The organism is Viridibacillus sp. FSL E2-0187, assembly GCF_038006425.1.
In the GTDB taxonomy this organism is placed as follows: Bacteria; Bacillota; Bacilli; order Bacillales_A; family Planococcaceae; genus Viridibacillus; species Viridibacillus arvi.
In genome coordinates, this window is sequence record NZ_JBBOVG010000001.1 from 2,706,728 (window position 1) to 2,726,810 (window position 20,083).

Consider the following 20,083-nt stretch of genomic DNA (forward strand, 5'->3'; position numbering starts at 1 on the left):
AGCACCCGTTAGTTTAAGTACAATTCTTCACATACTATGGTTATAACAATCTATTTTCAATATGGTTTTACCGTAACGCCTAGTACAGTTCCCCGAATCATATCCATATCATTTAATTCAGCTAATTCTTTCGGTTTTCCTGTTACCACGGCACCTATTACCTCAATATTTTTAGGAGCTAGTTGTGCAGAATCACCTTTTAAATTGTTATATATACGATTGAATTCCCCAAAGTATTTTCCATCTTCATTTAAGCCCGTTTGTACATCATCAATAAAACGCTTCTCACTCATAGAGGAATCGGTAGGGTCTTCACTAAACCCGTAAATTTCAGTAGCTAATTCAGGGAACGCAGGTTTATACTTGGTTATGTGTGTGTTTAATGATTTAATGTCTTCACGTGAATAGGTATCTACCCAGTACCATTTAAGTGTAATATTCTCTGGAATTAGTTCTCGAACTTCTTCCGGTGTATAATTTTGGTTAAATGAAACCCCTAATTCGATCAAAGTATCATCTGTAAATTTATTTAAGGTATTTAGGTCATTACGCATTTCGCTGTACAATACCTCTGGATGATAAAAGCTCATCATTCTTTGCTTTGTCTCACTGTCATAATACCTATCAAGTCCATCTTCTTTATCTTCAATCTGTATTAATGAATGACCTGTGAAACGACTCATCCCACCAAACAGACTATACCTAACAACATCATTACTCCAATCTACTGGAATCCCTTCAATCTCTTTATATCGATTAAACGTTAAAATCCCTTCAAATACACCATTTGATTCGTTCTGGCTTCTTAATAACTCAATATTGGGATTAGTGATTCTGCTAAATAATTCGATATCACGCATCGCCTTTTCTTGACTTCCCCTTATTATAAAAAGCCAAGACAAACTTAAAGTAATTAACAAGAAAACTATGACAAATAAAGAGATACCCATATTTCGGAGAATCGTTATTCTCTTTGCTTTTTTTACAACCTTTGAAATAGTACTTGTTGACTTTCCATCAAAAAAATCATTTAATTCCTGTTCTTTTTTATTTTCTGTCATGTTTTTCATTCTCCTTTCGATATATGTCTTTAAAGGATTTTCTTGCACGGAATAAATAGGTTTTCAATGTTCCTAAATTTAAATCCAACATCTCAGAAATCTCTTCGTAACTTAATCCAAGTACATATTTCAATAAGATTAATTGCTTATGTAAGGGAGTGAGTTGATTCAGTATGTCTTCAATTTCTTTTTTCATCTCAAATTGTTGAATATAGTCTTCTGGTAAAAGTGAATCGTCTACAAGCTCAAAGTGGTCAAAAGATATACTCACTTCCCTTTTTTGTTTGTGACACAAATCATAATAATGATTAATTGATACTCGAAATAGCCAACTATACGCTTTGTTTGGATCAACTGATTCAATATTTAAAATAAATTTATAGATGGATTCTTGGATAATATCTTCAGCATCTCGAGGATTTGCGCCATTTTTAATTAAATACTTAAAAATGGTTGCTGTTTTTTCTTGCAAAACTATGTACAGTTCATCATGCCCACTCATTACTCCCCTCCTTTTCAGTTATAAGACCTTTAACAACGAAAAAAGTTAACACTTAAAATGAAATTTCCCTTAAAAATTTACAAAATAAAAAGCATGATCGATTAGAATCATACTAGATTATGATAATTCGCTGTTTAACTTAATGTAATTTTTATTAAAACAATCTACTTTCGCCTTCGGAAATTTAAAATTCCAAAGTGTGCTAAGTCTAAAATTTCTCTATTCAGCAAACCTTCCCCGTTAGTTCAATAAGTGAAAGGTTCTACTCCTTATTGAACTAAAGTACTCGTTAGTTTAATAAAACTCTAAAGTTTATTAAATTCGTTTTGAACTTTAACAAGAACGTATTTTTTTGTCCACATTTGAGTGGTCGCAATTAATCTTTTTCCGTCTTTTTCAAAGAACAGACCAGTACCATCTTTTTCTTTAAATTCCCATCCATCTGAACCAATCATTTGTTTTATATTTTCATCAGCAATCGATATACCTTTATTTTCACTACTTGTGATATACCAAATAGAATCGCTTTCTACTGCAATTTCAGCTATTTTACTATCCGATTCTTTTAGTTTATCAATCGCTTCTTTTGCAGATATATCATCTATCGGAAGAGAAGGATAATATAATTTATTTATAAATACGAACACTGCAATAACAGCTATAAATAAACCTAAAATCATTCCAACTTTTCTCAATTAATTACCTCCTTTCTAATAAATAGGATTATCAATTATTAAAAGTTCCTAAGCATTCAAACTAACCTACCTTATGATTTGCTTATTGAACTAAACTGCCCCATTAGTTGAATATGAAAAAAGAGCTGTCCAAACAGCTCAAAGTTTTTCTACTACAGTACCCGTTGAGTACAATGAGAATAAATGGAACTATTTTATTAATTCTTCTCCTATTAAATTCGAAATTTAATCGAATCTATCTTTGTTAATTTCACAAATCTTGTTTCACTCAAAAGAAAACCCTCCCATACAATTGTTTACAGCAGAATAGCCTAATTCAGGGAGGGAAATCTATTCAATTTATTATTTTTGCACTTCTGGCTTTGGATAATCGAAGCCTTTCGTATCCACTTCAACTTTTTTCATTTTTTGTTCTTTCAATGGTTTATCGGATTCGTTGCGCTCCGCATTAACGATTTCATCAACAACGTCCATACCTTCTGTTACCTTACCAAAGGCCGCATACTCGCCATCCAATTGTTCAGAAGTATCGACCATGATGAAGAATTGTGAGCCTGCAGAGTTTGGATCCTGTGAACGTGCCATTGATACGACACCACGCTCATGCTTTAAATTATTTTCAAAGCCATTTGCTAAGAATTCGCCTTTAATCGCATAATCAGGCCCTCCCGTACCGTTTCCAGTTGGGTCGCCACCTTGCACCATAAATCCAGGGATAACACGATGGAAAATCAAGCCATCATAGAAGCCTTCTTTCACTAATGATACAAAATTCGCTACCGTATTTGGTGCTACTTCCGGATCTAATTCCATGACGATTTTTTGATCATTTTCCATTGTAATTGTGACAACAGGTTTTTCCTTTACCTCAGAAGCATAGCTAGATGTATCCTTTACCTTTTCTTCATCTTTTGATGTAACACAGCCTGTTAAAGCAATTACAGCCATTATGCTAAGCACTAAAAACACTAATTTCGATTTTGCAAACATCTTTCTATATCCCCCAATCACATGTTTCTTTTCTTAAAAACTATATCATAGAAGACTAGAAAAAGAATACATGAACTAGAATTCATATAGAACTGGGGTAAACGTAGCACATGAGAATTTATCTCATATCAATAAGCATCCGAAGTAAAAAAACCACACGTACTTAAGATACAGTTCACCTAAACTAATATTAAACTGTAGTACTGCTTTTCCTTGACCATCTATCTCTACCATTGTGCTCCATCCATTGGTTATTTTGGGTTACATTAACCCTCTTTCGCCAAAGGTTGGCCTTTTTTAAGGATAGTATGTGGCATAACTACTTTTCATTTTCTTCAACTATTCTGCACCATTAGTGAAAGAAGCTATTCCCCGAATTTATTCCTCATTTTTATAACTTCGATACATATACAACAATGAAATTATATACACCACTGTCATAGCAATGGGTATATAAATTTTATATATTGGACCTCCTGAATATTTGAAAGCACCAAAAAATAATAATAATATAGCGAGTGATCCTGTCCATAATGTCCTTATGTATTTTTCTTTTTTTGAAAAGAGTGTCCATTATTTATTAGCTGAAGACTACACACCTGTAGTAAAAACAAGTAATGAACATATTAAGAAAAATAAAACGGTTAAGAAGAATACAATTTTAATTACAAATATTTATAAAAAGATGTTGTTAAAGTCTATACAATACTTCATTAAGTCACAAATGCTCTATCAGTTATTGCAAAAAATATAATTATGGTTTTATATGTAAATCTTGTTTTTTATTTTTTTTAATAAAAAAGATTTAACTCTATAAAATATTAAAATAGATAAAAACATCAATGCCCACTGAAAATGTAGTTCTCCCGTTGTTATATAATCGTATAATCCCCAAATCAATAAACAGATAATTACAAAACAAAAACAGATTTCTCCAGCTCTTGCTGTATAATAACTTTCAACTTCATTGTCATTTCTTGACATTATAAATTTCCCCCATGCAATTAATCAACTATCCCAAACCTTCACAATAAGGATATAAATATTAGTAAATTATGTCAATAAAATCAGTTCTATACACTTCATTTATAGAAATGGAAAGCCTACGGCAATGGGATGTATTGAACAGTCTTTATTTTATAATATACTTTTACTCCAGTTTAAAATAACAACATGTCTTTATTGCTTTTCTAGCTGGGATAGTAAATATTTTTACTCTAATAGAAGGTTCGCAAACATTATCGACTTAAACGTAACTCAATTGGCGTAGTTAAATTCATATAATTAAAAAACCCTCTTAGTTGGGACCGTAGCTGTTCATTTCAGCATTAGGCTCGACTAAGAGGGCTTTATTTTTTTGGATAAATTACATAGTAGTTAAGTTTGTATGCTTGTACTATATTCTAAGTTTGCTAACTACACCAGTTGCACTACAATAGAACGCTACATCTACAGTACGATTAACAGAAGCACCATTTTGTGTATAAATTCCTACTATATGAAGAATGTAAGTTCTCTTAAGATCAGAATAAGCTACCTCATATGTTGTTTGTTTCCAAGAACCCACAACAATATGCAGATAAAGTGATAGAATTAATCCCACCAAAAATTTGTCTCCCAGCTTGTGAATTTAAAATGTTTATTCGACACCATTTTCACAATAAAATTTGGGAAGTTTTCACCTGTTAAAATGATGATCCATCTACTAGATTGTTAGTCATTATATATTTTATTGTTGGACGCAGAACCTATCTCCGTCTCCTGTGCTTGGCATAGGTCTAATTCTAAAAATTGTTGTACTAATCGACGGACTTCATCCGTTGATTTTGTATCCATTAATTGGGTTCTTAGTTCACTTGCACCTTCAAATCCCCGAGTATAGATTTTGAAAAAGCGAAGAAGTGGCTTAAATGGACGAGGTTCGATTTCTTTTGAATATTTATCGTGAAGATCTAACTGTAAAAGTAATAAATTGAGATATTCTTTCATACTATGTTCTTTAGGTTCTTTTTCAAAAGCAAATGGATTCGTGAAAACGCCTCGGCCAATCATTACGCCATCAATACCGTATTGATCTACTAATTTTAAACCTGTTGCTCGGTCAGGGATATCTCCATTAATTGTTAATAACGTATTTGGAGCAATTTCATCTCGAAGTTTTTTTATTTCGGGGATTAGTTCCCAATGTGCATCTACCTTACTCATTTCTTTTTTTGAACGAAGGTGAATAGAAAGGTTCGCAATATCTTGTTTCAATACATGTCCTAACCAATCGCACCATTCGTTAATGTCGAGATAACCTAATCTTGTTTTAACGCTAACTGGCAATCCCCCTGCTTTTGCTGCTTGAATAATTTCTGCTGCCAGTTCAGGCCGTTTTATTAATCCAGCACCCCTTCCTTTTGATGAAACGTTTGGTGCGGGGCATCCCATGTTTAAATCAATCCCAAGAAAACCAAGTTTTTTCATATCAATACTCATCTGTTTAAAATACTCAGGTTTATCGCCCCAAATATGAGCGACAATAGGTTGTTCATCTTCCGTAAACGTTAAGCGCCCACGCATACTATCTTTTCCGTCAGAAAGGCAATAACTATCTGTACTTATAAACTCCGTAAAAAATACGTCAGGTTTTGCTGCTTCACTAATGACGTGGCGAAACACAACGTCTGTGACATCTTCCATTGGTGCTAATATAAAAAACGGCTTCGGTAAATCAAGCCAAAAATTATGTTCGTTATTCATTTTATATCCTCCTTTTGCAACATATAAAATAATATTTATCTATTGCAAAATCCTTTACTCATCATACATATTATCATTTCTTGTAGTTGGATGCACTGTGTTATACCGAATATTGAATTTTCACATATGACTAAATACAACTCAAGGGTAATGGTATAAAAACATGTGTACCGTTACCTCCTGAAGTTTGGGAATGACTGAAGTTCAAACTGTTCAATTAATTCATGAACTAGAACGCAAAAAAACTAACTGGCTCATAAGAAATGAGTCAGTTAGTTTTTTTTGATACATCGTTATTTTTCAAAAATTTCGTGGAGCACTTCGTTTGCGCTGCTGTTGTTGAGGTTTTTGTGAATACAACTAGCTGGTTTTTCGCGTAAGGTTTCGGCAAAAGCCTTTGCCATTTCAATTTCTCCGGCCACATGTATCTCCTTCCAGCCTCGCTCTTTCTTCAATCGTTCTACAATTTCGCCCATTCCTTTAAAGAAGCGTCCCAAATTTTCTTTCAGCCGAGGCTCTAAAGCACCTGCTTTGCTGCTTCCAATGTCAGGATGATTGTCAGGAGTCACTTTTTTTCGATTTCCCCATTCTTCCAGATTCGGTTCGAAATCGTAAATAAGTTCATCATTTAAGAAGCCCATTGCTGTATCTAGAATACGTACTTCCCCAAAGCTTGGTAAGATAATGCCCGCATCTGGGTAAGCCTTATACATGTATTCCATCTCTTCAAGTACCGGATGATCCTCCCAGTGAAAGCTCGTTTTCACCTGTACTTGTACATAGTGAACCGACCACAAACTTGGATTGTCCGAAGCAAAAATAACGACTCCTTTTCGCAATTCATTCGAATGATCATCTATTTCTTTAACGACTTTATCCTTCACTGTTTTAAATGCTTTCAGTTCATCCTCATTTTTAGAAGCTATTATATACTCTTCCATTCGCTTTAAACCACTTTTTAAATGAATTTTCCATGCACCTTTCAGCTGATCAGGATCAGCTGGATTAGTATTTAAATACACACTCAACACACAACGATCATTACATTTAAATTCTTTTAGGGCCTGAAGCTCTTTACTTATTGACATAAATTTAGTAACCTCCTTAAGTTTTACATCTATATAAGCTTACCCAATTAACATACCCACACACGCTGATTCTAAAACGAATCCGAAACTACATTAAATGAATTGCAAAGGATAAATTAGGATGAAAAAATTAAATGAAGACATTTCAACTACGCTGAAAATGGAATATAGAGAAGGTGTAAAGTCAGTGAATACGTGGTGGTTGCAGTTTAGTACGTGTGAAATGAATTAAGTCAAAAGATTTCCTCTGAAAAAAATAGCTGTAAATAAATTTTTTTATACTTTTCAAAAGGAAAAAAGTACTGCAAGATTGAGAAATCTCTCCCTTAGCAGTACCCATTTTCATCTAAAAATATTATGGTTATATAAATAATCGTAAGAAATATCAATAAATAGGTATTCATTCACATTTACCGGTATAGAGAAAGTACGTGTCAATTCTCCTGTGTCAATATCGCTATATAAGTCAGATAACACACCACTTTGGTCATTACGCATTTCAATAATTGTTTTTAAGAAGTATGGACGCCAGCTCCAATTTTTATTAACTGCTTCTTCTTGTATATGCCATTTCTTATCGATACACATGATATTAGGTGATGTTTGAAATCCCTCACCATCACATATATAAAGTCGGAAGGAATATGCATCAAGCTCTTTAGCAAGCGTTAGAAGTTGGTCCGTATTGTCGCTCGAAGGCTTTATACGTTGTACGGATTTCTCTAATGTAGTTTGCAAATTTTTCAATGCATTATAATTATCTTCTAACAAGCGCTTTTCTGTTGAGATAAACTGCTGACATCGCTCTTTAAAACTCTTCTTTAATTGATCCCGTGGAATTGTTCCTGTATGTACATCAGCTAGATATTTACCTTGATAATAACGTCCTCCATTTTTCCACGCAAATTGAAGTTTGTATTCTTTATCAATTCCCTCAAATAACATATTTGCACCAATTTTACGCGCTAATTTACCAAGTGATGTGAACAAATCATTTTGTTCACCCCAAGATTGATAACTCAATTGCTCTATATCCAACTTCAAAATATTAGGGGAAAGCGTTTTAATATAGTCCCAATGACTTTCAGAACCAACTTGATTAATCGCAATTTTCATACCATAAGTTTGAAAATAACGAATGATATTATTTAACTGTCTGAATTCACCATTAAAATTATGCTCTGAAATTACAAGTACAATTCGACTTAGCTCTTCCTCGGGTATGTATTTTTTTATTATTTCAAAAAAACTTTCCCCATAGTCAAGTATTAACAAGTTCGCATTGCACGGTAGATAAATATCAAAATCTTTTGATTCTTCCGCTAGTTGGGAAAGAGCCAAATGCAAAATTTTATGCTCTACTTCCACCCGATACTCTTCAGGAATATCGTCATCGTAGGCAAATGTATTTAAATTTATAAGCTCTTCATTATTTATAAGCTTGCCAAAGACTTCATATGCAATAACAACATGCTCGTCTGCACTAAAAATGGGCTGGTAGTATACCTTCAATTTCTCTAAGTTTGTTAATACATCAATTGCGTCCATCCCATAGACCTCCTTAACCGATTGACCATAAGACAATCTTGAAATCATGAAACAATTATCTTTTTTGAAAACAATTATCTCTATTTTCATGATATGCCGTCATAAAGGAATATGCAAATGAACTTAATGAAACATTTACCAAAATAAAATGGAACACAATCCAATAAAATTATTCCACCAATGAAAGGTAGATCAATTGCTAAATACATTTGATACTAACTCATATGTAAATTAAATTCCGCATGAAGTTAAGCTACACTACTTTCTGTCACTTCCATTATTTACAGTACATTTTGTACAAGTTACACCTACATAAGATTATCATACACTATAGAAGGACTTTAAATTCTAAAAGAGCATTCGTTATGCACTTACGATAATGGATCTTTATTTTTTTGGGGACTTTTTTTCAAAAATTAACATTAAAACTTGAACGTGGTCAAAATTAATAAGTCCACTTCAATACAAAAATCTTCATTTCACATTATTTACTTGTCACACATACCTCAACTTCTGATAAATACATGAATATTTACTTAATTTAAGGCAAAAATATAATCAAACTAGTTGAAAGTGGTGTGTGCATGAATTTCCCTATTATCCATACAAATTTTTGGGATGCAGTTATTGCCATTCCAATAATAATGATTATTACTCAACTAATTAAAATCATTTATCATACTCCTTCAAAATTTGTACCTACAATTGCGTTATTCTTTGGTTTATTAATTTCTATTTTCATTAGCCACCGACACGATTTACTTGCTGGTATATTTATGGGCTGGTTTTATGGATATGCAGCTGTAGGAAATTATGCAGCTTTAAAAAGCGCTTTTATTAGTTACAGAAATTCAGATAAATAACATAAAATCCTATTTTAAAAAATGTCTTCAATTTACTATTAAATCGTCTTTTCCGTTGAATTATTATAATTTTATTAAATTTATACTATTGTTATTTGAAGGGGGGTAAAGCATTGAAGAATAATATGAATATAGATTTTGATGAATTAAGTTCTGTGCTACCTGGCGCAAAAAATTCTGCCAAAATTGAGGTTCTTTCAGCTGCTTTTACGATAATTGCGGATGCTTTATCCGCTTTAGCAATTGTAGAGGAGATAAACGAAGTTCAAGCAGAGGAACAGTTAAATACAAAAAACGAATCAAATAATAATCGCCAATTGAAAAATATGCAAAAACAATTAGATTTTATAGTTGCTAAATTAGATAGAATAGAGCGGAAGATTGATAGACACTAAATAGCCCTTACACATAATACATACTTACCAAAACTTTGAACAAAAAAATGCCAAGATTGACGTAAAATCTTGGCTTGGTACTTATACTATTATGTTAATGCCTTAATATCCCTTAAACCAATGAGAATTCACTGTTTAACAGTTCGCCAACTAATCATAGGAACGCCAAAATGCTTTTTAATATTTCTCTCCACATTCTTAAATGTCGCATCTAGTGGATCATTGTTTGTACCTTTGATGCAACGTGATGTGAACATATGGCAATTATTTCTAATAAGATGGTAACCATTGTGCGTATTTCTTGCTGCTATCGCTCTTCTAGCAATTGCAGGGTCATACAAGACATTACCATTCATATCGCAAGCTACATATAATTCTGTTCCAGAGCGTACGGATGAGCCATTTAAAAAATTATAATAATCTACTTCGATAATTTTTTCGTTACCATTCAACTCTATTACTCTTCTATTACCGACATAAATACCAGTATGATCTGGTGTACCGATTATCCTATTTGGAAGTCCAAGTAATTTACAATACACTATACTACCTGCAATAGGTTCCACACGTTTGAGTAAGTGAGCACTTACGAACCTTCTCCATTTTGGATTATTGAATGCCATAAAACTTACCTCCCTCCGATTCAAAGTGTGCCAAATTAAATCAATTGGCTTATCACTTGAGGGACTAAAGCTTTTTAACATATTTAGAGCTTGCTGTTATATATTTACCACTAATTGTTTTATACATTGCAGAACCACTTACAAGAACTTTCTTTTCAATTGTTAACTTTACTCCTTTTTTTACTGTACCAGTTGGATTTGACCATCTTGGACCATCATAGTAATTCAATACGTTTGCTAATACCTGGACTTGGAAAGTTTTGTTTGTTATAGGCTTTGAAACTGTAGTAATTATTGTTTTTGAAACTAATTTACGAAATGTTGCCCAAGTATAAGCCGCTTTACCACTTCTCATTTTAGATGGACAGTTTTTACCACTCCAATGATTGTGTTGCACAACATTACTGATGGCGATTTTTTCGTCTTTCATAATTTTAGCAACTAGAATGGCAGTATTTTCTACTGCTTTTTTGTAATTTCCATCTTCATTCACACAAATTTCAATGTGAATGGAGTTTGCATTTCCATCTCCATTTCCATCCCCTGCAGCCCAACACTTTACGCTATGATTAAATGATTGTACAGCTTCCTTATCGTCTACTGTCCAGTGCCAAGAAGCAGCACGGCTATTTCCCATTGCTTGTAAACGAGCATGTGCATTTGCATTAGCAGTTTTTCTTGTATTATCTGTCTCGTGGATAGTAATCCATTTGCGACCGTTTCCTGTCCCACTTGTTACTTTATTCGTGATTGATTGTGAAACTAAGTGTTTTCTTATTATGACCATTTATCTTTCAGCTCCTTTGGTATGAATTCTTGTCCCTAGTAAAAGTTTTATTGCAGTGTCATTACTACATATTAAATGCTGAACTTATCACTTTTGTGAAAAATATGAGTTTGAAGCCTATCTTTAAACTTTTAATAGGTTAAATACTGGAAAAAAAGTGGCCAAAATTTTCATACGTGACACGGTATGCATATTTCAGTAGCTCAGTTAACACGTAATTATGACAAGCCACGATTTATTCTTTCCTCCTTACTAGTTACATAGAGTTTATAAACTTAAAGAAAGATTTTTTTCATAAAAAAAGACCCAAATGCATTGAAGCATCTGGGTGTTCTTTACAAATTTAATAATTCCAAATTATATAAGGTAAGATCTTTCACATCTGATTTTAATATTTTATCCAAGTTAACTACCTTTTGCTCTTCTATCATTTCACCAGTAACAAGATCGTATTTTTCTAAAAAATAAACATCCTTTTTCCGGTTATTTAAATAAAATAGTGATTGTCCTCTAAAATCGACTTGCTCAAATTTTGGATGGAACGTACCAGTAGGTCGGTTAAGTTGAAACTTTTTTTGGATAACATCATTTGAAGTATTGTATGAATATACTTCCCCTAACCCGTTTATATAATATAATTCCTGATTATGAAGATGCGTTGAATTATCAAAGTTAAAAGGCAAGGAGTTCGATACAATTTCTTCACTGCGATACTCAGCTAGGTTTTTTACATCTAAAGTGAATGTTCGTTTATTGATGGTTGCGAGCAAAATATCTTCTTTTGCATCATCTTCAAAATATGATAGTACAAAATAATAGTTTTCCTTATCTTCTAAAATAGATGAGATTGGATCTAATTCTTCAGCATGTGGTAAAGGTACAGATGCTAATTGTTTTATATTGACCTTGTTTTTTAAAGTAACAGATTTCAAATCAAAGTTTCCTTTAACTAGATCTTGTGTTAAAACAATTATTTGATTTTTCATAGTGCCTGCTGTTGCTACATAAAACGGTAAAGAAGCTGTTTTAAAGCCTGATGAACTGCCATATCGAACACCAGTGTCATAATCTGCATTTTGACTAAAACCAGTGTTATACAAGCTAAAAAAGATTGCTTCTGAAGAAAGATAACCAGAAAGAGTATTGCGAATTTCATCACGTTTCATCGGAAACTGCTGTGCATTTTTACCTAATAGATAAACACTTTTTCTGGCATCCAAGTACAATTGCTCACCATTGTACTTACCCGCTCCAAATTCCATTCCGGCCATTTCCATTGCTGAGGCAGATCCTTTTTTATCGATAAATATCGCCATACTTTTTCCAGTTCCTTTTTCTAGCTGTTCTGTCGGTGATGATGCATAAAGAATGGCTTTTTTATCTGTTAAGAATTTTGGTTCTTCCATTGTTTGTTGTTTGATAAATATGGACTTCTTTTGATGTGTAGCCGATACATGAATAAATGTATATAGCCCTATACCAATCACCATTAAACATGTGATGGCTATGATTAATTGCTTTTTCATCGGGACCTCCTGTTTTGCTATGTAAGAATCTTATAATTGCAACAAAATAATAACTACAGTTTACTTAGATTATCATACTAAAATTACTCAAGTTTTACTATTAATAGTGAACGTAAGGATGTTTTATATACCTTTACTACTGTGAGAGAGTAACTTATTCAAACCAGTTCAGCACTTGTAACTGGAATAAAAATACACACATTCGCTATTCTTAACCTATTAGAAGTTAACTTAAACATTGTTTTTCATTTCCATGTAAAATAAAGTGAATACATGAAATATTGAAGGTGAGGAACCTATATGAAAACGCTTTATACAATTGGAGAAGTATTAATAGATTTCATCCCTCAACAAGAAGGAATGCTTTTAAAAGACGTAGCTTCATTTGAAAAAATGGCGGGTGGAGCCCCTGCAACTGTAGCTGCAACTGTAGCAAACCTTGGAGGAAATGCCTCACTAATTAGCCAAGTAGGCGCAGACGCTTTCGGTCAATTCTTAATTGAATCTTTACAGCAATTAAAGGTAAACACAAATTTAATAAAAATAACAAAGGAGGCTAACACAGCCCTTGCTTTTGTATCTTTAACTAACGATAGAGAACGAGATTTTTCTTTTTATAGAAATCCTTCTGCCGATTTGCTATATAAGGAAGAGTACATAAAATCAGAATGGTTCACACCTGGTGATTTATTGCATTTTTGTTCGGTTGATTTGGTGGAAAGCCCCATGAAAGAAGCCCATAAAAAAGCTATTTCATTTGCACGTGAACATGGTACTTTGATTAGCTTTGATCCAAATGTTCGACTTCCTCTATGGGAATCAAAAGGAATTTGTAGGGAAACTATATTAAAATTTTTACCTTCTACTGATATAGTGAAAATTTCAGATGAAGAATTAGCTTTCATTACTGGTATCGATGAAGTAGAGACTGCAATTGCATCTTTGTTTATAGGTCATGTAAAGGTTGTGATCTATACAAAAGGGGCTAGTGGCGCGACTCTTTTCACAAAGGATGCATCCTTCAGCGTTCCAGGTTGTGATGTTAACGTGCAAGATACTACTGGGGCTGGTGACGCATTTATTGGTGCAATCTTATACAAATTGTTAATAAGTAATATTGAGTTGAATGAATTAGTTAATTATTGTATACAATCCGCAGATGAATTACTGTCCTTTGCCAATCATTGTGGGGCATTAACTACAACTAAAAAAGGGGCATTTGCTGCTCTACCAACTTTAGAGGACATTCAAAAACGCATTAAAACATAAGAATCGTGTAAAAAGAGGCGATTTCAATGACTCATAAAATCACTTTTACATCACCTCTTTTAACCTTTTTTCTAACTCAATTTGTTGATTAATATTTTTTAAGTGACTTACAAATGCGCTCTTATTCTTGGGGGAAACTAGTGCCATGCCATAGTCGGTTCCATAACTAATTTCAATGCGATCAAATGACAATGCAGAAGAAGCTAATGGATTCTTCGTACTGATTATTTTTTTAATATCCTTTATTGGAATTCTCTTTTTTAACGGTCCGCTTTGGATTATTAGTAGTTCATTAGAGATTCTATACCCCGTAGTAAACCAACTCCATCCTAGAAATAATGCTAGTGGAATAGTAAAAAATAGAGCTCCATAATCTCTTTGAATAGCTAAGGGAAGAAAACAGGATATTATTACAGCCCAATTAATAACAGCTAACCAAATATCTTTTTTAGATGGATAATACATTCGACTCACCACCCTTCTTTAATTATTCTACGGGCGATATGAACCATTAGTTTCAACTAATTACAATACATTACTTAATACTCTAATTCTTTGTCTGTTTTCAACAAAAAAACGACTCCTACATATAGGAACCGTTTTCTAATTATTGATAACTTTACCGTAATAACACTTTTGGTACCATGCTAGGAAATCGTCTCTTTTAATGACATTTAAGACACATGGTGTTTTTTCTTGACGCTCCATTTTTATTAGTTCCTCAGGAAATTCTTCTTCAACTGACAATGTCATATAAGGGAGTTTGGCTTGGGCTTTTTGGGAGCGAATGTTTTCTACTCTCGCACCAGCAAATACATACTCTAAGTTAAATTGATTAAATGCTATAAATAGTATCTGTTCTTTTGCTTGCTCATTATATCCAAGTCCCCAAAAAGGATCCGCAATCCAAGTACCGATATGGCATAATTTCTTTTCATGCTCTATATCTTTAAGTGTCGTAACACCTACAATTTCAGAAGTATCCTTTATAATTACACGCGATAATTGTTGATTCTCTCTTTCCGCAAGTTGCATGCCACGTATAAAATTAAGTACTCCATTAACAGACGTTTGACAATCATCCATACCTAGTGCATTTTTTACTAATTCCGAACTGATTAATGATGATATTTTTTCAGCATACATGACATCATGTGGTACAAGTCTAATTCTTTCCATAGACGATCTCCTTTCTAATGTGCCATTTGTTATTTATAAATATATAAGATTTTTTTAGCCTTTACATTTAACATCTTTTTTCAAGTTTGCTGAATTACTTTTTTCTAATTAATGCTATTTTTTTTATAAGTACAATTATAAACAAACGTTCACAAATATTTCAATATTTTTTCGATATTTATATTGATATTCTTATTCAATCCATTAACTAATAAATAATGACTTTTCTTTGAATCATTTAGCTTTTGACAATTAATTTTCATTCTTAATGTATAGAACTATTGTGATACGAGAAAAATATATGAACAATCATTTGCAGTATTCAAAAGGAGTTTTCTTGATGAAGGATTTCAATACAGCTGTATTCTTTATCGTTCTAAGTATTTCGCTTTTTATATTTTCTATCGTAGCACCTATTCAGAGTTCTGTTGTTAGGGTTATCTTATTTCTGTTATGTATACAATATATCTATCGTAGCTTGCGTATGTTCTCAGCAACTGAACAAAAAAAGCGCAATGTATTAAACTAAAGATCATTAATACTAAAAAGGACTTCCAGTTTCAGAAGTCCTTTTACATTTACATATGAATTCTATTATTAAATTTCTTCAAATGAAATATTATGTATACCTTGTAAATGACTGTTTTCTGTTGCATATCGTTGAAACTCCATTCTAATAGAAGGCGCTATCCATACATCGCAGTCACAAAGGGATGCTGGTATATTTTGAATATGAAGTTCTCCACCGTTAAGTTTGAAATTTTGCACAACTAAAGCCGGTTTTTTTTCACAATCACATTTCCCACAAATCATACAATCTCTCCTATCATCATTTAACTACTCGAAAGTCCTTGTGAAACCTATAAATCATTTTTCTGTTTCTTTTTACACAACCATCTCATTATACTATAGAGAGACAAAAGTCACACTATATTTGTAAAATAAAATATAAAGGAACTAATTTTCAAAAATAATTGTTGTTAAAACCAACTTCCTTTGTATTTTTCGATTATCTAAAAAAAACAATAGAGATTCTTCTCATAATTAATAAAAAGACAGCACAGGATCTTAACCCCAGCTGTCTTCTTTGTTTATATTTTTATCCTTTTTTTGTAGCACGAGCTTCTGTCATCTGTTTCCATACTGAGCCCTTTGCTTCTTCGCCTTGTGAAATACGAGCAATAGCCATTTTCACTTGTAGTTTAACTTCAAATTCACTGTCATCACTTGCTTCTTCAAGAGCTTTAAGAGAGGCTTCTGTACCCGTTTCATACAAGTACATGGCAGCACGCCAGCGTACAAGCTTGTTGCGGTCTTTAAGAGAATCTATCATTGCAGATTCAAACTCTACAAAACCTAGATCACTGATGCAATCCCCTGCAGTTCGACGCACCGAAGAGCTCTTATCATTTAAAGCTTGTACTAACAAAGGTACAACTGCCACATCTTCAATCATACCTAAATAGATAGTTGCTAGACGACGAATAGACATCTTTTCATCTTGTAACGCTTTTTCAAGTAAAGGTAAATCTTCAACTTCTGGATCTGCCATCTGATCTAACAGTTGGAATCGAAGTTCCCAATCATCTACTAAAAATTCTTCTAAAGAAACTTTTCGTTTACGCGTTTCAACAACGTCTTTTTTCTCTTTACTTGCCAAGATCAATTCATCAATACGTTGTTGAGGGAAAGAAGCTTCAAGTTCAGCTACAACACTATCCCCTATCTCCTGTTTATCACCGTAACGTACACCATAGTCTACCCATTTACGTTCATAAATGTAGTTCTCATCTGTACTCATCGCATCATTAAAAGCATTGATAAATCGCGCTGCTAGTCCAAAACGTTTTTCCGCAATACTATCAAACACTTTGACTTGTAAAGGGATACCTTTAAACATTTGAACATGTACGTAAACTTCTCCAAAATGTTCATCCATTTGTTGTTCACTTTTCTTTGCTTGCTCATCTTCACCAAATGCAATGCGAACAGCTGCTAATATACTTTCCCAATCATATTTTGCAATACGTTCTACTGCTAGGAAATCTGCTACGTGATAGACCCCTTTTACGCCTTCAATTGCTAGTATTTCCTGTACTTCTTTAGGCGCATCCGCTTTATTGGCTTCGTTATAGTTATGTGCTTTTCCAAATGGTAATTCATGATCTAGAACAATTTTCATTGTATTTGGACTTGGTGTTGGTTCTATAGTTAAAATTTTCATTTACAATCCCCCTCTTATTGGTTCACAATGTCCTGTAAATATTCCCATCGTTCAATAAGGTGCTCATACTTTGCATTAAGTTCTTCCAATTCAGCTGTTAATTGTTGAAGCTTTGTGAAGTCAGAACCCGCTGTAGATACACCTTCTTCTGCATCCATAATCGCTTCTTCTAATTTTGCAATATCAGCTTCAATTGTTTCCCATTCTTTTTGCTCTTTAAATGAAAGTTTTTTCTTTTGTATTTTCACTTTTTGTTCTTTTGGTTTATCAACTTTTTCTTCTTTCACAGGTGCCGGTGTAGCTCCAAGTGCTGCTAAATACTCACTGTAGATGTCGAGACTTTCGTCTACTCCACCTTGTCCATTTAATATCCATAGCTTTTTCGCAATACGATCTAAGAAGAAACGGTCATGGGAGATAGTTACTACAACACCTGGGAATTGTTCGATAAAGTCTTCTAAAACAGAAAGTGTTTCGATATCTAAATCATTTGTAGGTTCATCTAGTAAAAGTACATTAGGTTGTTCCATTAACAATTTCAATAGATAAAGACGTTTACGTTCTCCACCAGAAAGCTTTCCAATTGGCGTCCCATGAGTATGTAATGGGAATAAAAAGCGTTCTAACATCGATGCAGCCGAATGATGTTCTCCTTCTGAATCTTGAATATCATTAGCTGACTCACGTATATACTCAATCATACGTTGATTGTCATTCATTTGTGGTAGTTGCTGTGTAAAATGAGCAATACGGACTGTTGAACCTACTTCGATTCGCCCCTGATCAGGTGTAATTTCACCTGCAAGCATTTTCAAGAGTGTACTTTTCCCTGCTCCATTTGCACCGATAATACCAATACGATCACCTTGCTGTAAAAGGAATGAAAAGTCTTTAATTATATGACGTTCACCAAAAGATTTTGTGACACTCTCTGCCTCCAACACTTTTTTCCCTAGTCTTGATGTTGCTAAACCAAGCTCCAGACCACCATCATCTGAATTGCGATCAATATTATCAGATAGTTCTTCAAAGCGCTGGATACGGGCTTTTTGCTTAGTTGAACGAGCTTGTGCTCCACGACGAATCCATTTTAACTCTGAGCGATAACGGTTGCGCATTTTCGCTTGAGTAGCAACAGCCATTTCTTCACGAATCGCTTTGGATTCTAGATAGTCACCATAATTACCTTTATGCTTGTACAATGTTTGATCTGCGAGTTCATAGATATGCGTCGAAATTTCATCAAGGAAATAACGATCATGGGTGATAAAAATGACTGCACCTTTTAAACGTAGTACCATCTCTTGTAGCCATTCAGTTGACTGCACATCCAAATGGTTAGTTGGCTCATCTAATAAATATAAATCTGCAGGTTCAATTAGTACTTTTGCTAAAGCTACACGCTTTTGTTGACCACCAGATAGATTGGTTACTTGTTCATCAAACATTTCAATGCCAAGCTTTGTCAGAGCTGTTTTCGCTAATGCATTAACATCCCATGCTTGCTGTGTATCCATTTCTTGCTGCAAACGGAATAGTTGCGTCTGTAATTGTGATGATTCTGGATTTTTTCCGAGCAAAGAGAGTGTATCTTCATAATCACGGTTTAATTTTAAAATCGGTGAATCGCCTGAAAAGACAGCTTGTAAAACTGTTTCATCTTGAGCAAATTCTGGATTTTGGGGTAAATGTGCGATGCGGTATTTGTTTGGATGATCTTTGTCAATTTGGTCTGCATCTAAATCTCCAGCCAGTATAGACATCAGGGTAGATTTACCGGTGCCATTGATGCCAATTAAACCAGCACGTTCACCGCTATAAATAGTGAAGTCAATATTTTTGAATAGAGTTTTATCTCCGACCGTCTTTGTTAAGTTAGATATAATTAAATGGCTCATAATTCCCCGTCTCTTTCATTTTTAAGCTGTTTTAAAAAGCATACCATAAATTCATGTCGTTCTTTAGCCATCTGCTTGCCTTTTTCTGTTGTCATTAAATCTTTAAGTAACAATAGCTTTTCATAAAAGTGTGTAACTGAAGCTGTTTGTTTATTGCGATAGTCTTCAACCGACATATTATGGCGTGCTTCTTCTTGGTCATCATAGAGTTTGCGACCTTTCGCTCCACCGAATGCAAATGTTCTTGCAATACCAACCGCTCCAATGGCATCTAAGCGATCTGCATCACGCACGATTTGCGCTTCAATGGATGTGGCTTCTAGTTGGTTGCCTCCATTGTAAGAAACTGAAGCAATGATTTCTCGAATTATTTGTTGTTTTTTTTCAGATATATTAAGCTGTTGTAAAATTCGTTGTTCATTTTCTTTTGTATCTGTATATTTCGAATCACTTACATCATGTAATAAAACTGCGAGTTCTACTATTTCAGTATCTGCTGAGGGTTCCGTTTTTAAAATTGCTTTTGCATTTTGCATTACTCGTTCAATATGTTGCCAATCATGACTTGCATCAAACTGATTATAAATATCTTTTACCATTTGCTCACATTGTTCTACTATTTTCAATTTTGTTCCTCCTAAATAAAACAGCTACCTCCTATTATAAAGGTAGCCAATCACTTTGTTTCTA

The 20,083-nt window shown here is 33.5% G+C and carries 22 protein-coding genes; 4 read left to right on the forward strand and 18 right to left on the reverse strand.

The features are described from left to right. Window positions 1–56: 56 nt before the first annotated feature. The 9 genes from MHH85_RS13265 to MHH85_RS13305 form a co-directional block, all read right to left on the reverse strand. Complete coding sequence (locus tag MHH85_RS13265; protein ID WP_340707440.1) at window positions 57–1,061, reverse strand: anti sigma factor C-terminal domain-containing protein; 1,005 nt, start codon at window positions 1,059–1,061, stop codon at window positions 57–59. Then, window positions 1,048–1,563: an RNA polymerase sigma factor gene (locus MHH85_RS13270; protein WP_340707441.1), complete on the reverse strand. Its 516-nt coding sequence runs from the start codon at window positions 1,561–1,563 to the stop codon at window positions 1,048–1,050. The genes MHH85_RS13265 and MHH85_RS13270 overlap by 14 nt, the downstream gene beginning before the upstream one ends. A 305-nt stretch (window positions 1,564–1,868) precedes the next feature. After that, a complete protein-coding gene (locus MHH85_RS13275) occupies window positions 1,869–2,258 on the reverse strand; it encodes a hypothetical protein (RefSeq protein WP_340707442.1) in 390 nt (129 codons plus the stop codon). A gap of 342 nt (window positions 2,259–2,600) precedes the next feature. Then, complete coding sequence (locus MHH85_RS13280; RefSeq protein ID WP_340707443.1) at window positions 2,601–3,248, reverse strand: peptidylprolyl isomerase; 648 nt, start codon at window positions 3,246–3,248, stop codon at window positions 2,601–2,603. Window positions 3,249–4,010: 762 nt separating this feature from the next. Continuing rightward, window positions 4,011–4,232, reverse strand: a complete 222-nt coding sequence (locus MHH85_RS13285; RefSeq protein ID WP_340707444.1) for a hypothetical protein — start codon at window positions 4,230–4,232, stop codon at window positions 4,011–4,013. Window positions 4,233–4,644: 412 nt separating this feature from the next. Beyond that, window positions 4,645–4,854 carry a hypothetical protein gene (locus tag MHH85_RS13290; RefSeq protein ID WP_340707445.1) on the reverse strand — a complete coding sequence of 70 codons (210 nt, stop codon included), beginning with the start codon at window positions 4,852–4,854 and terminating at the stop codon, window positions 4,645–4,647. A gap of 107 nt (window positions 4,855–4,961) precedes the next feature. Continuing rightward, window positions 4,962–5,993, reverse strand: a complete 1,032-nt coding sequence (locus MHH85_RS13295) for a tRNA dihydrouridine synthase (RefSeq protein ID WP_340707446.1) — start codon at window positions 5,991–5,993, stop codon at window positions 4,962–4,964. Window positions 5,994–6,286: 293 nt separating this feature from the next. After that, window positions 6,287–7,081, reverse strand: coding sequence for a VLRF1 family aeRF1-type release factor (locus tag MHH85_RS13300; protein WP_340707447.1), 795 nt, complete (start codon window positions 7,079–7,081; stop codon window positions 6,287–6,289). Between the two features lie 342 nt (window positions 7,082–7,423). Continuing rightward, window positions 7,424–8,629, reverse strand: coding sequence for an EAL domain-containing protein (locus MHH85_RS13305; protein ID WP_193739021.1), 1,206 nt, complete (start codon window positions 8,627–8,629; stop codon window positions 7,424–7,426). 584 nt (window positions 8,630–9,213) lie between these two features. On the opposite strand from MHH85_RS13305, the gene MHH85_RS13310 reads away from it, so the two are divergent. Together MHH85_RS13310 and MHH85_RS13315 are read left to right on the forward strand one after the other, a co-directional pair. Beyond that, window positions 9,214–9,492 carry a hypothetical protein gene (locus MHH85_RS13310; RefSeq protein ID WP_193739020.1) on the forward strand — a complete coding sequence of 93 codons (279 nt, stop codon included), beginning with the start codon at window positions 9,214–9,216 and terminating at the stop codon, window positions 9,490–9,492. Window positions 9,493–9,605: 113 nt separating this feature from the next. Next, window positions 9,606–9,887 (forward strand): hypothetical protein, encoded by a 282-nt coding sequence (locus MHH85_RS13315; protein WP_193739019.1) that lies wholly within the window; start codon window positions 9,606–9,608, stop codon window positions 9,885–9,887. A gap of 128 nt (window positions 9,888–10,015) precedes the next feature. On the opposite strand, the gene MHH85_RS13320 is transcribed toward MHH85_RS13315, so the two are convergent. From MHH85_RS13320 to MHH85_RS13330, 3 genes are all read right to left on the reverse strand, one after another. Next, a complete protein-coding gene (locus MHH85_RS13320) occupies window positions 10,016–10,510 on the reverse strand; it encodes a hypothetical protein (RefSeq protein ID WP_193739018.1) in 495 nt (164 codons plus the stop codon). A gap of 64 nt (window positions 10,511–10,574) precedes the next feature. Beyond that, window positions 10,575–11,297: an N-acetylmuramoyl-L-alanine amidase gene (locus tag MHH85_RS13325; protein WP_340707448.1), complete on the reverse strand. Its 723-nt coding sequence runs from the start codon at window positions 11,295–11,297 to the stop codon at window positions 10,575–10,577. Between the two features lie 335 nt (window positions 11,298–11,632). Next, window positions 11,633–12,823 carry a hypothetical protein gene (locus MHH85_RS13330; protein ID WP_340707449.1) on the reverse strand — a complete coding sequence of 397 codons (1,191 nt, stop codon included), beginning with the start codon at window positions 12,821–12,823 and terminating at the stop codon, window positions 11,633–11,635. 300 nt (window positions 12,824–13,123) lie between these two features. On the opposite strand from MHH85_RS13330, the gene MHH85_RS13335 reads away from it, so the two are divergent. Beyond that, entirely contained in the window at window positions 13,124–14,092 is a 969-nt protein-coding gene (locus MHH85_RS13335) for a carbohydrate kinase family protein (RefSeq protein WP_340707450.1), read from the forward strand. A gap of 45 nt (window positions 14,093–14,137) precedes the next feature. Here the strand turns inward: MHH85_RS13335 and MHH85_RS13340 are convergent, their stop codons facing one another. Beyond that, a complete protein-coding gene (locus MHH85_RS13340; RefSeq protein WP_340707451.1) occupies window positions 14,138–14,557 on the reverse strand; it encodes a PH domain-containing protein in 420 nt (139 codons plus the stop codon). Between the two features lie 138 nt (window positions 14,558–14,695). After that, window positions 14,696–15,271, reverse strand: coding sequence for a GNAT family N-acetyltransferase (locus MHH85_RS13345; RefSeq protein ID WP_340707452.1), 576 nt, complete (start codon window positions 15,269–15,271; stop codon window positions 14,696–14,698). Between the two features lie 340 nt (window positions 15,272–15,611). Here MHH85_RS13345 and MHH85_RS13350 point away from each other — a divergent pair, with 340 nt between their 5' ends. Beyond that, window positions 15,612–15,800, forward strand: a complete 189-nt coding sequence (locus MHH85_RS13350) for a hypothetical protein (protein WP_340707453.1) — start codon at window positions 15,612–15,614, stop codon at window positions 15,798–15,800. Window positions 15,801–15,868: 68 nt separating this feature from the next. On the opposite strand, the gene MHH85_RS13355 is transcribed toward MHH85_RS13350, so the two are convergent. The 4 genes from MHH85_RS13355 to MHH85_RS13370 form a co-directional block, all read right to left on the reverse strand. After that, window positions 15,869–16,084, reverse strand: coding sequence for a hypothetical protein (locus MHH85_RS13355; protein WP_340707454.1), 216 nt, complete (start codon window positions 16,082–16,084; stop codon window positions 15,869–15,871). Window positions 16,085–16,370: 286 nt separating this feature from the next. Beyond that, on the reverse strand, window positions 16,371–17,495 hold the full coding sequence (locus tag MHH85_RS13360) for a conserved virulence factor C family protein (protein ID WP_340707455.1): 1,125 nt from the start codon (window positions 17,493–17,495) through the stop codon (window positions 16,371–16,373). A 14-nt stretch (window positions 17,496–17,509) separates the two neighbouring features. Beyond that, entirely contained in the window at window positions 17,510–19,393 is a 1,884-nt protein-coding gene (locus tag MHH85_RS13365; protein WP_340707456.1) for an ABC-F family ATP-binding cassette domain-containing protein, read from the reverse strand. Then, window positions 19,390–19,992, reverse strand: coding sequence for an HD domain-containing protein (locus MHH85_RS13370; protein WP_340708172.1), 603 nt, complete (start codon window positions 19,990–19,992; stop codon window positions 19,390–19,392). The genes MHH85_RS13365 and MHH85_RS13370 overlap by 4 nt, the downstream gene beginning before the upstream one ends. Window positions 19,993–20,083 lie beyond the last annotated feature (91 nt).

Coding starts and splice junctions, on each gene's coding strand:
- MHH85_RS13330 (WP_340707449.1), bottom strand. CDS start 12,823: ATGAAAAAGCAATTAATCATAGCCATCACATGTTTAATGGTGATTGGT.
- MHH85_RS13345 (WP_340707452.1), bottom strand. CDS start 15,271: ATGGAAAGAATTAGACTTGTACCACATGATGTCATGTATGCTGAAAAA.
- MHH85_RS13360 (WP_340707455.1), bottom strand. CDS start 17,495: ATGAAAATTTTAACTATAGAACCAACACCAAGTCCAAATACAATGAAA.
- MHH85_RS13280 (WP_340707443.1), bottom strand. CDS start 3,248: ATGTTTGCAAAATCGAAATTAGTGTTTTTAGTGCTTAGCATAATGGCT.
- MHH85_RS13270 (WP_340707441.1), bottom strand. CDS start 1,563: ATGAGTGGGCATGATGAACTGTACATAGTTTTGCAAGAAAAAACAGCA.
- MHH85_RS13310 (WP_193739020.1), top strand. CDS start 9,214: ATGAATTTCCCTATTATCCATACAAATTTTTGGGATGCAGTTATTGCC.
- MHH85_RS13365 (WP_340707456.1), bottom strand. CDS start 19,393: ATGAGCCATTTAATTATATCTAACTTAACAAAGACGGTCGGAGATAAA.
- MHH85_RS13335 (WP_340707450.1), top strand. CDS start 13,124: ATGAAAACGCTTTATACAATTGGAGAAGTATTAATAGATTTCATCCCT.
- MHH85_RS13355 (WP_340707454.1), bottom strand. CDS start 16,084: ATGATTTGTGGGAAATGTGATTGTGAAAAAAAACCGGCTTTAGTTGTG.
- MHH85_RS13320 (WP_193739018.1), bottom strand. CDS start 10,510: ATGGCATTCAATAATCCAAAATGGAGAAGGTTCGTAAGTGCTCACTTA.
- MHH85_RS13295 (WP_340707446.1), bottom strand. CDS start 5,993: ATGAATAACGAACATAATTTTTGGCTTGATTTACCGAAGCCGTTTTTT.
- MHH85_RS13305 (WP_193739021.1), bottom strand. CDS start 8,629: ATGGACGCAATTGATGTATTAACAAACTTAGAGAAATTGAAGGTATAC.
- MHH85_RS13265 (WP_340707440.1), bottom strand. CDS start 1,061: ATGACAGAAAATAAAAAAGAACAGGAATTAAATGATTTTTTTGATGGA.
- MHH85_RS13370 (WP_340708172.1), bottom strand. CDS start 19,992: ATGGTAAAAGATATTTATAATCAGTTTGATGCAAGTCATGATTGGCAA.
- MHH85_RS13325 (WP_340707448.1), bottom strand. CDS start 11,297: ATGGTCATAATAAGAAAACACTTAGTTTCACAATCAATCACGAATAAA.
- MHH85_RS13300 (WP_340707447.1), bottom strand. CDS start 7,081: ATGTCAATAAGTAAAGAGCTTCAGGCCCTAAAAGAATTTAAATGTAAT.
- MHH85_RS13285 (WP_340707444.1), bottom strand. CDS start 4,232: ATGTCAAGAAATGACAATGAAGTTGAAAGTTATTATACAGCAAGAGCT.
- MHH85_RS13340 (WP_340707451.1), bottom strand. CDS start 14,557: ATGTATTATCCATCTAAAAAAGATATTTGGTTAGCTGTTATTAATTGG.
- MHH85_RS13350 (WP_340707453.1), top strand. CDS start 15,612: ATGAAGGATTTCAATACAGCTGTATTCTTTATCGTTCTAAGTATTTCG.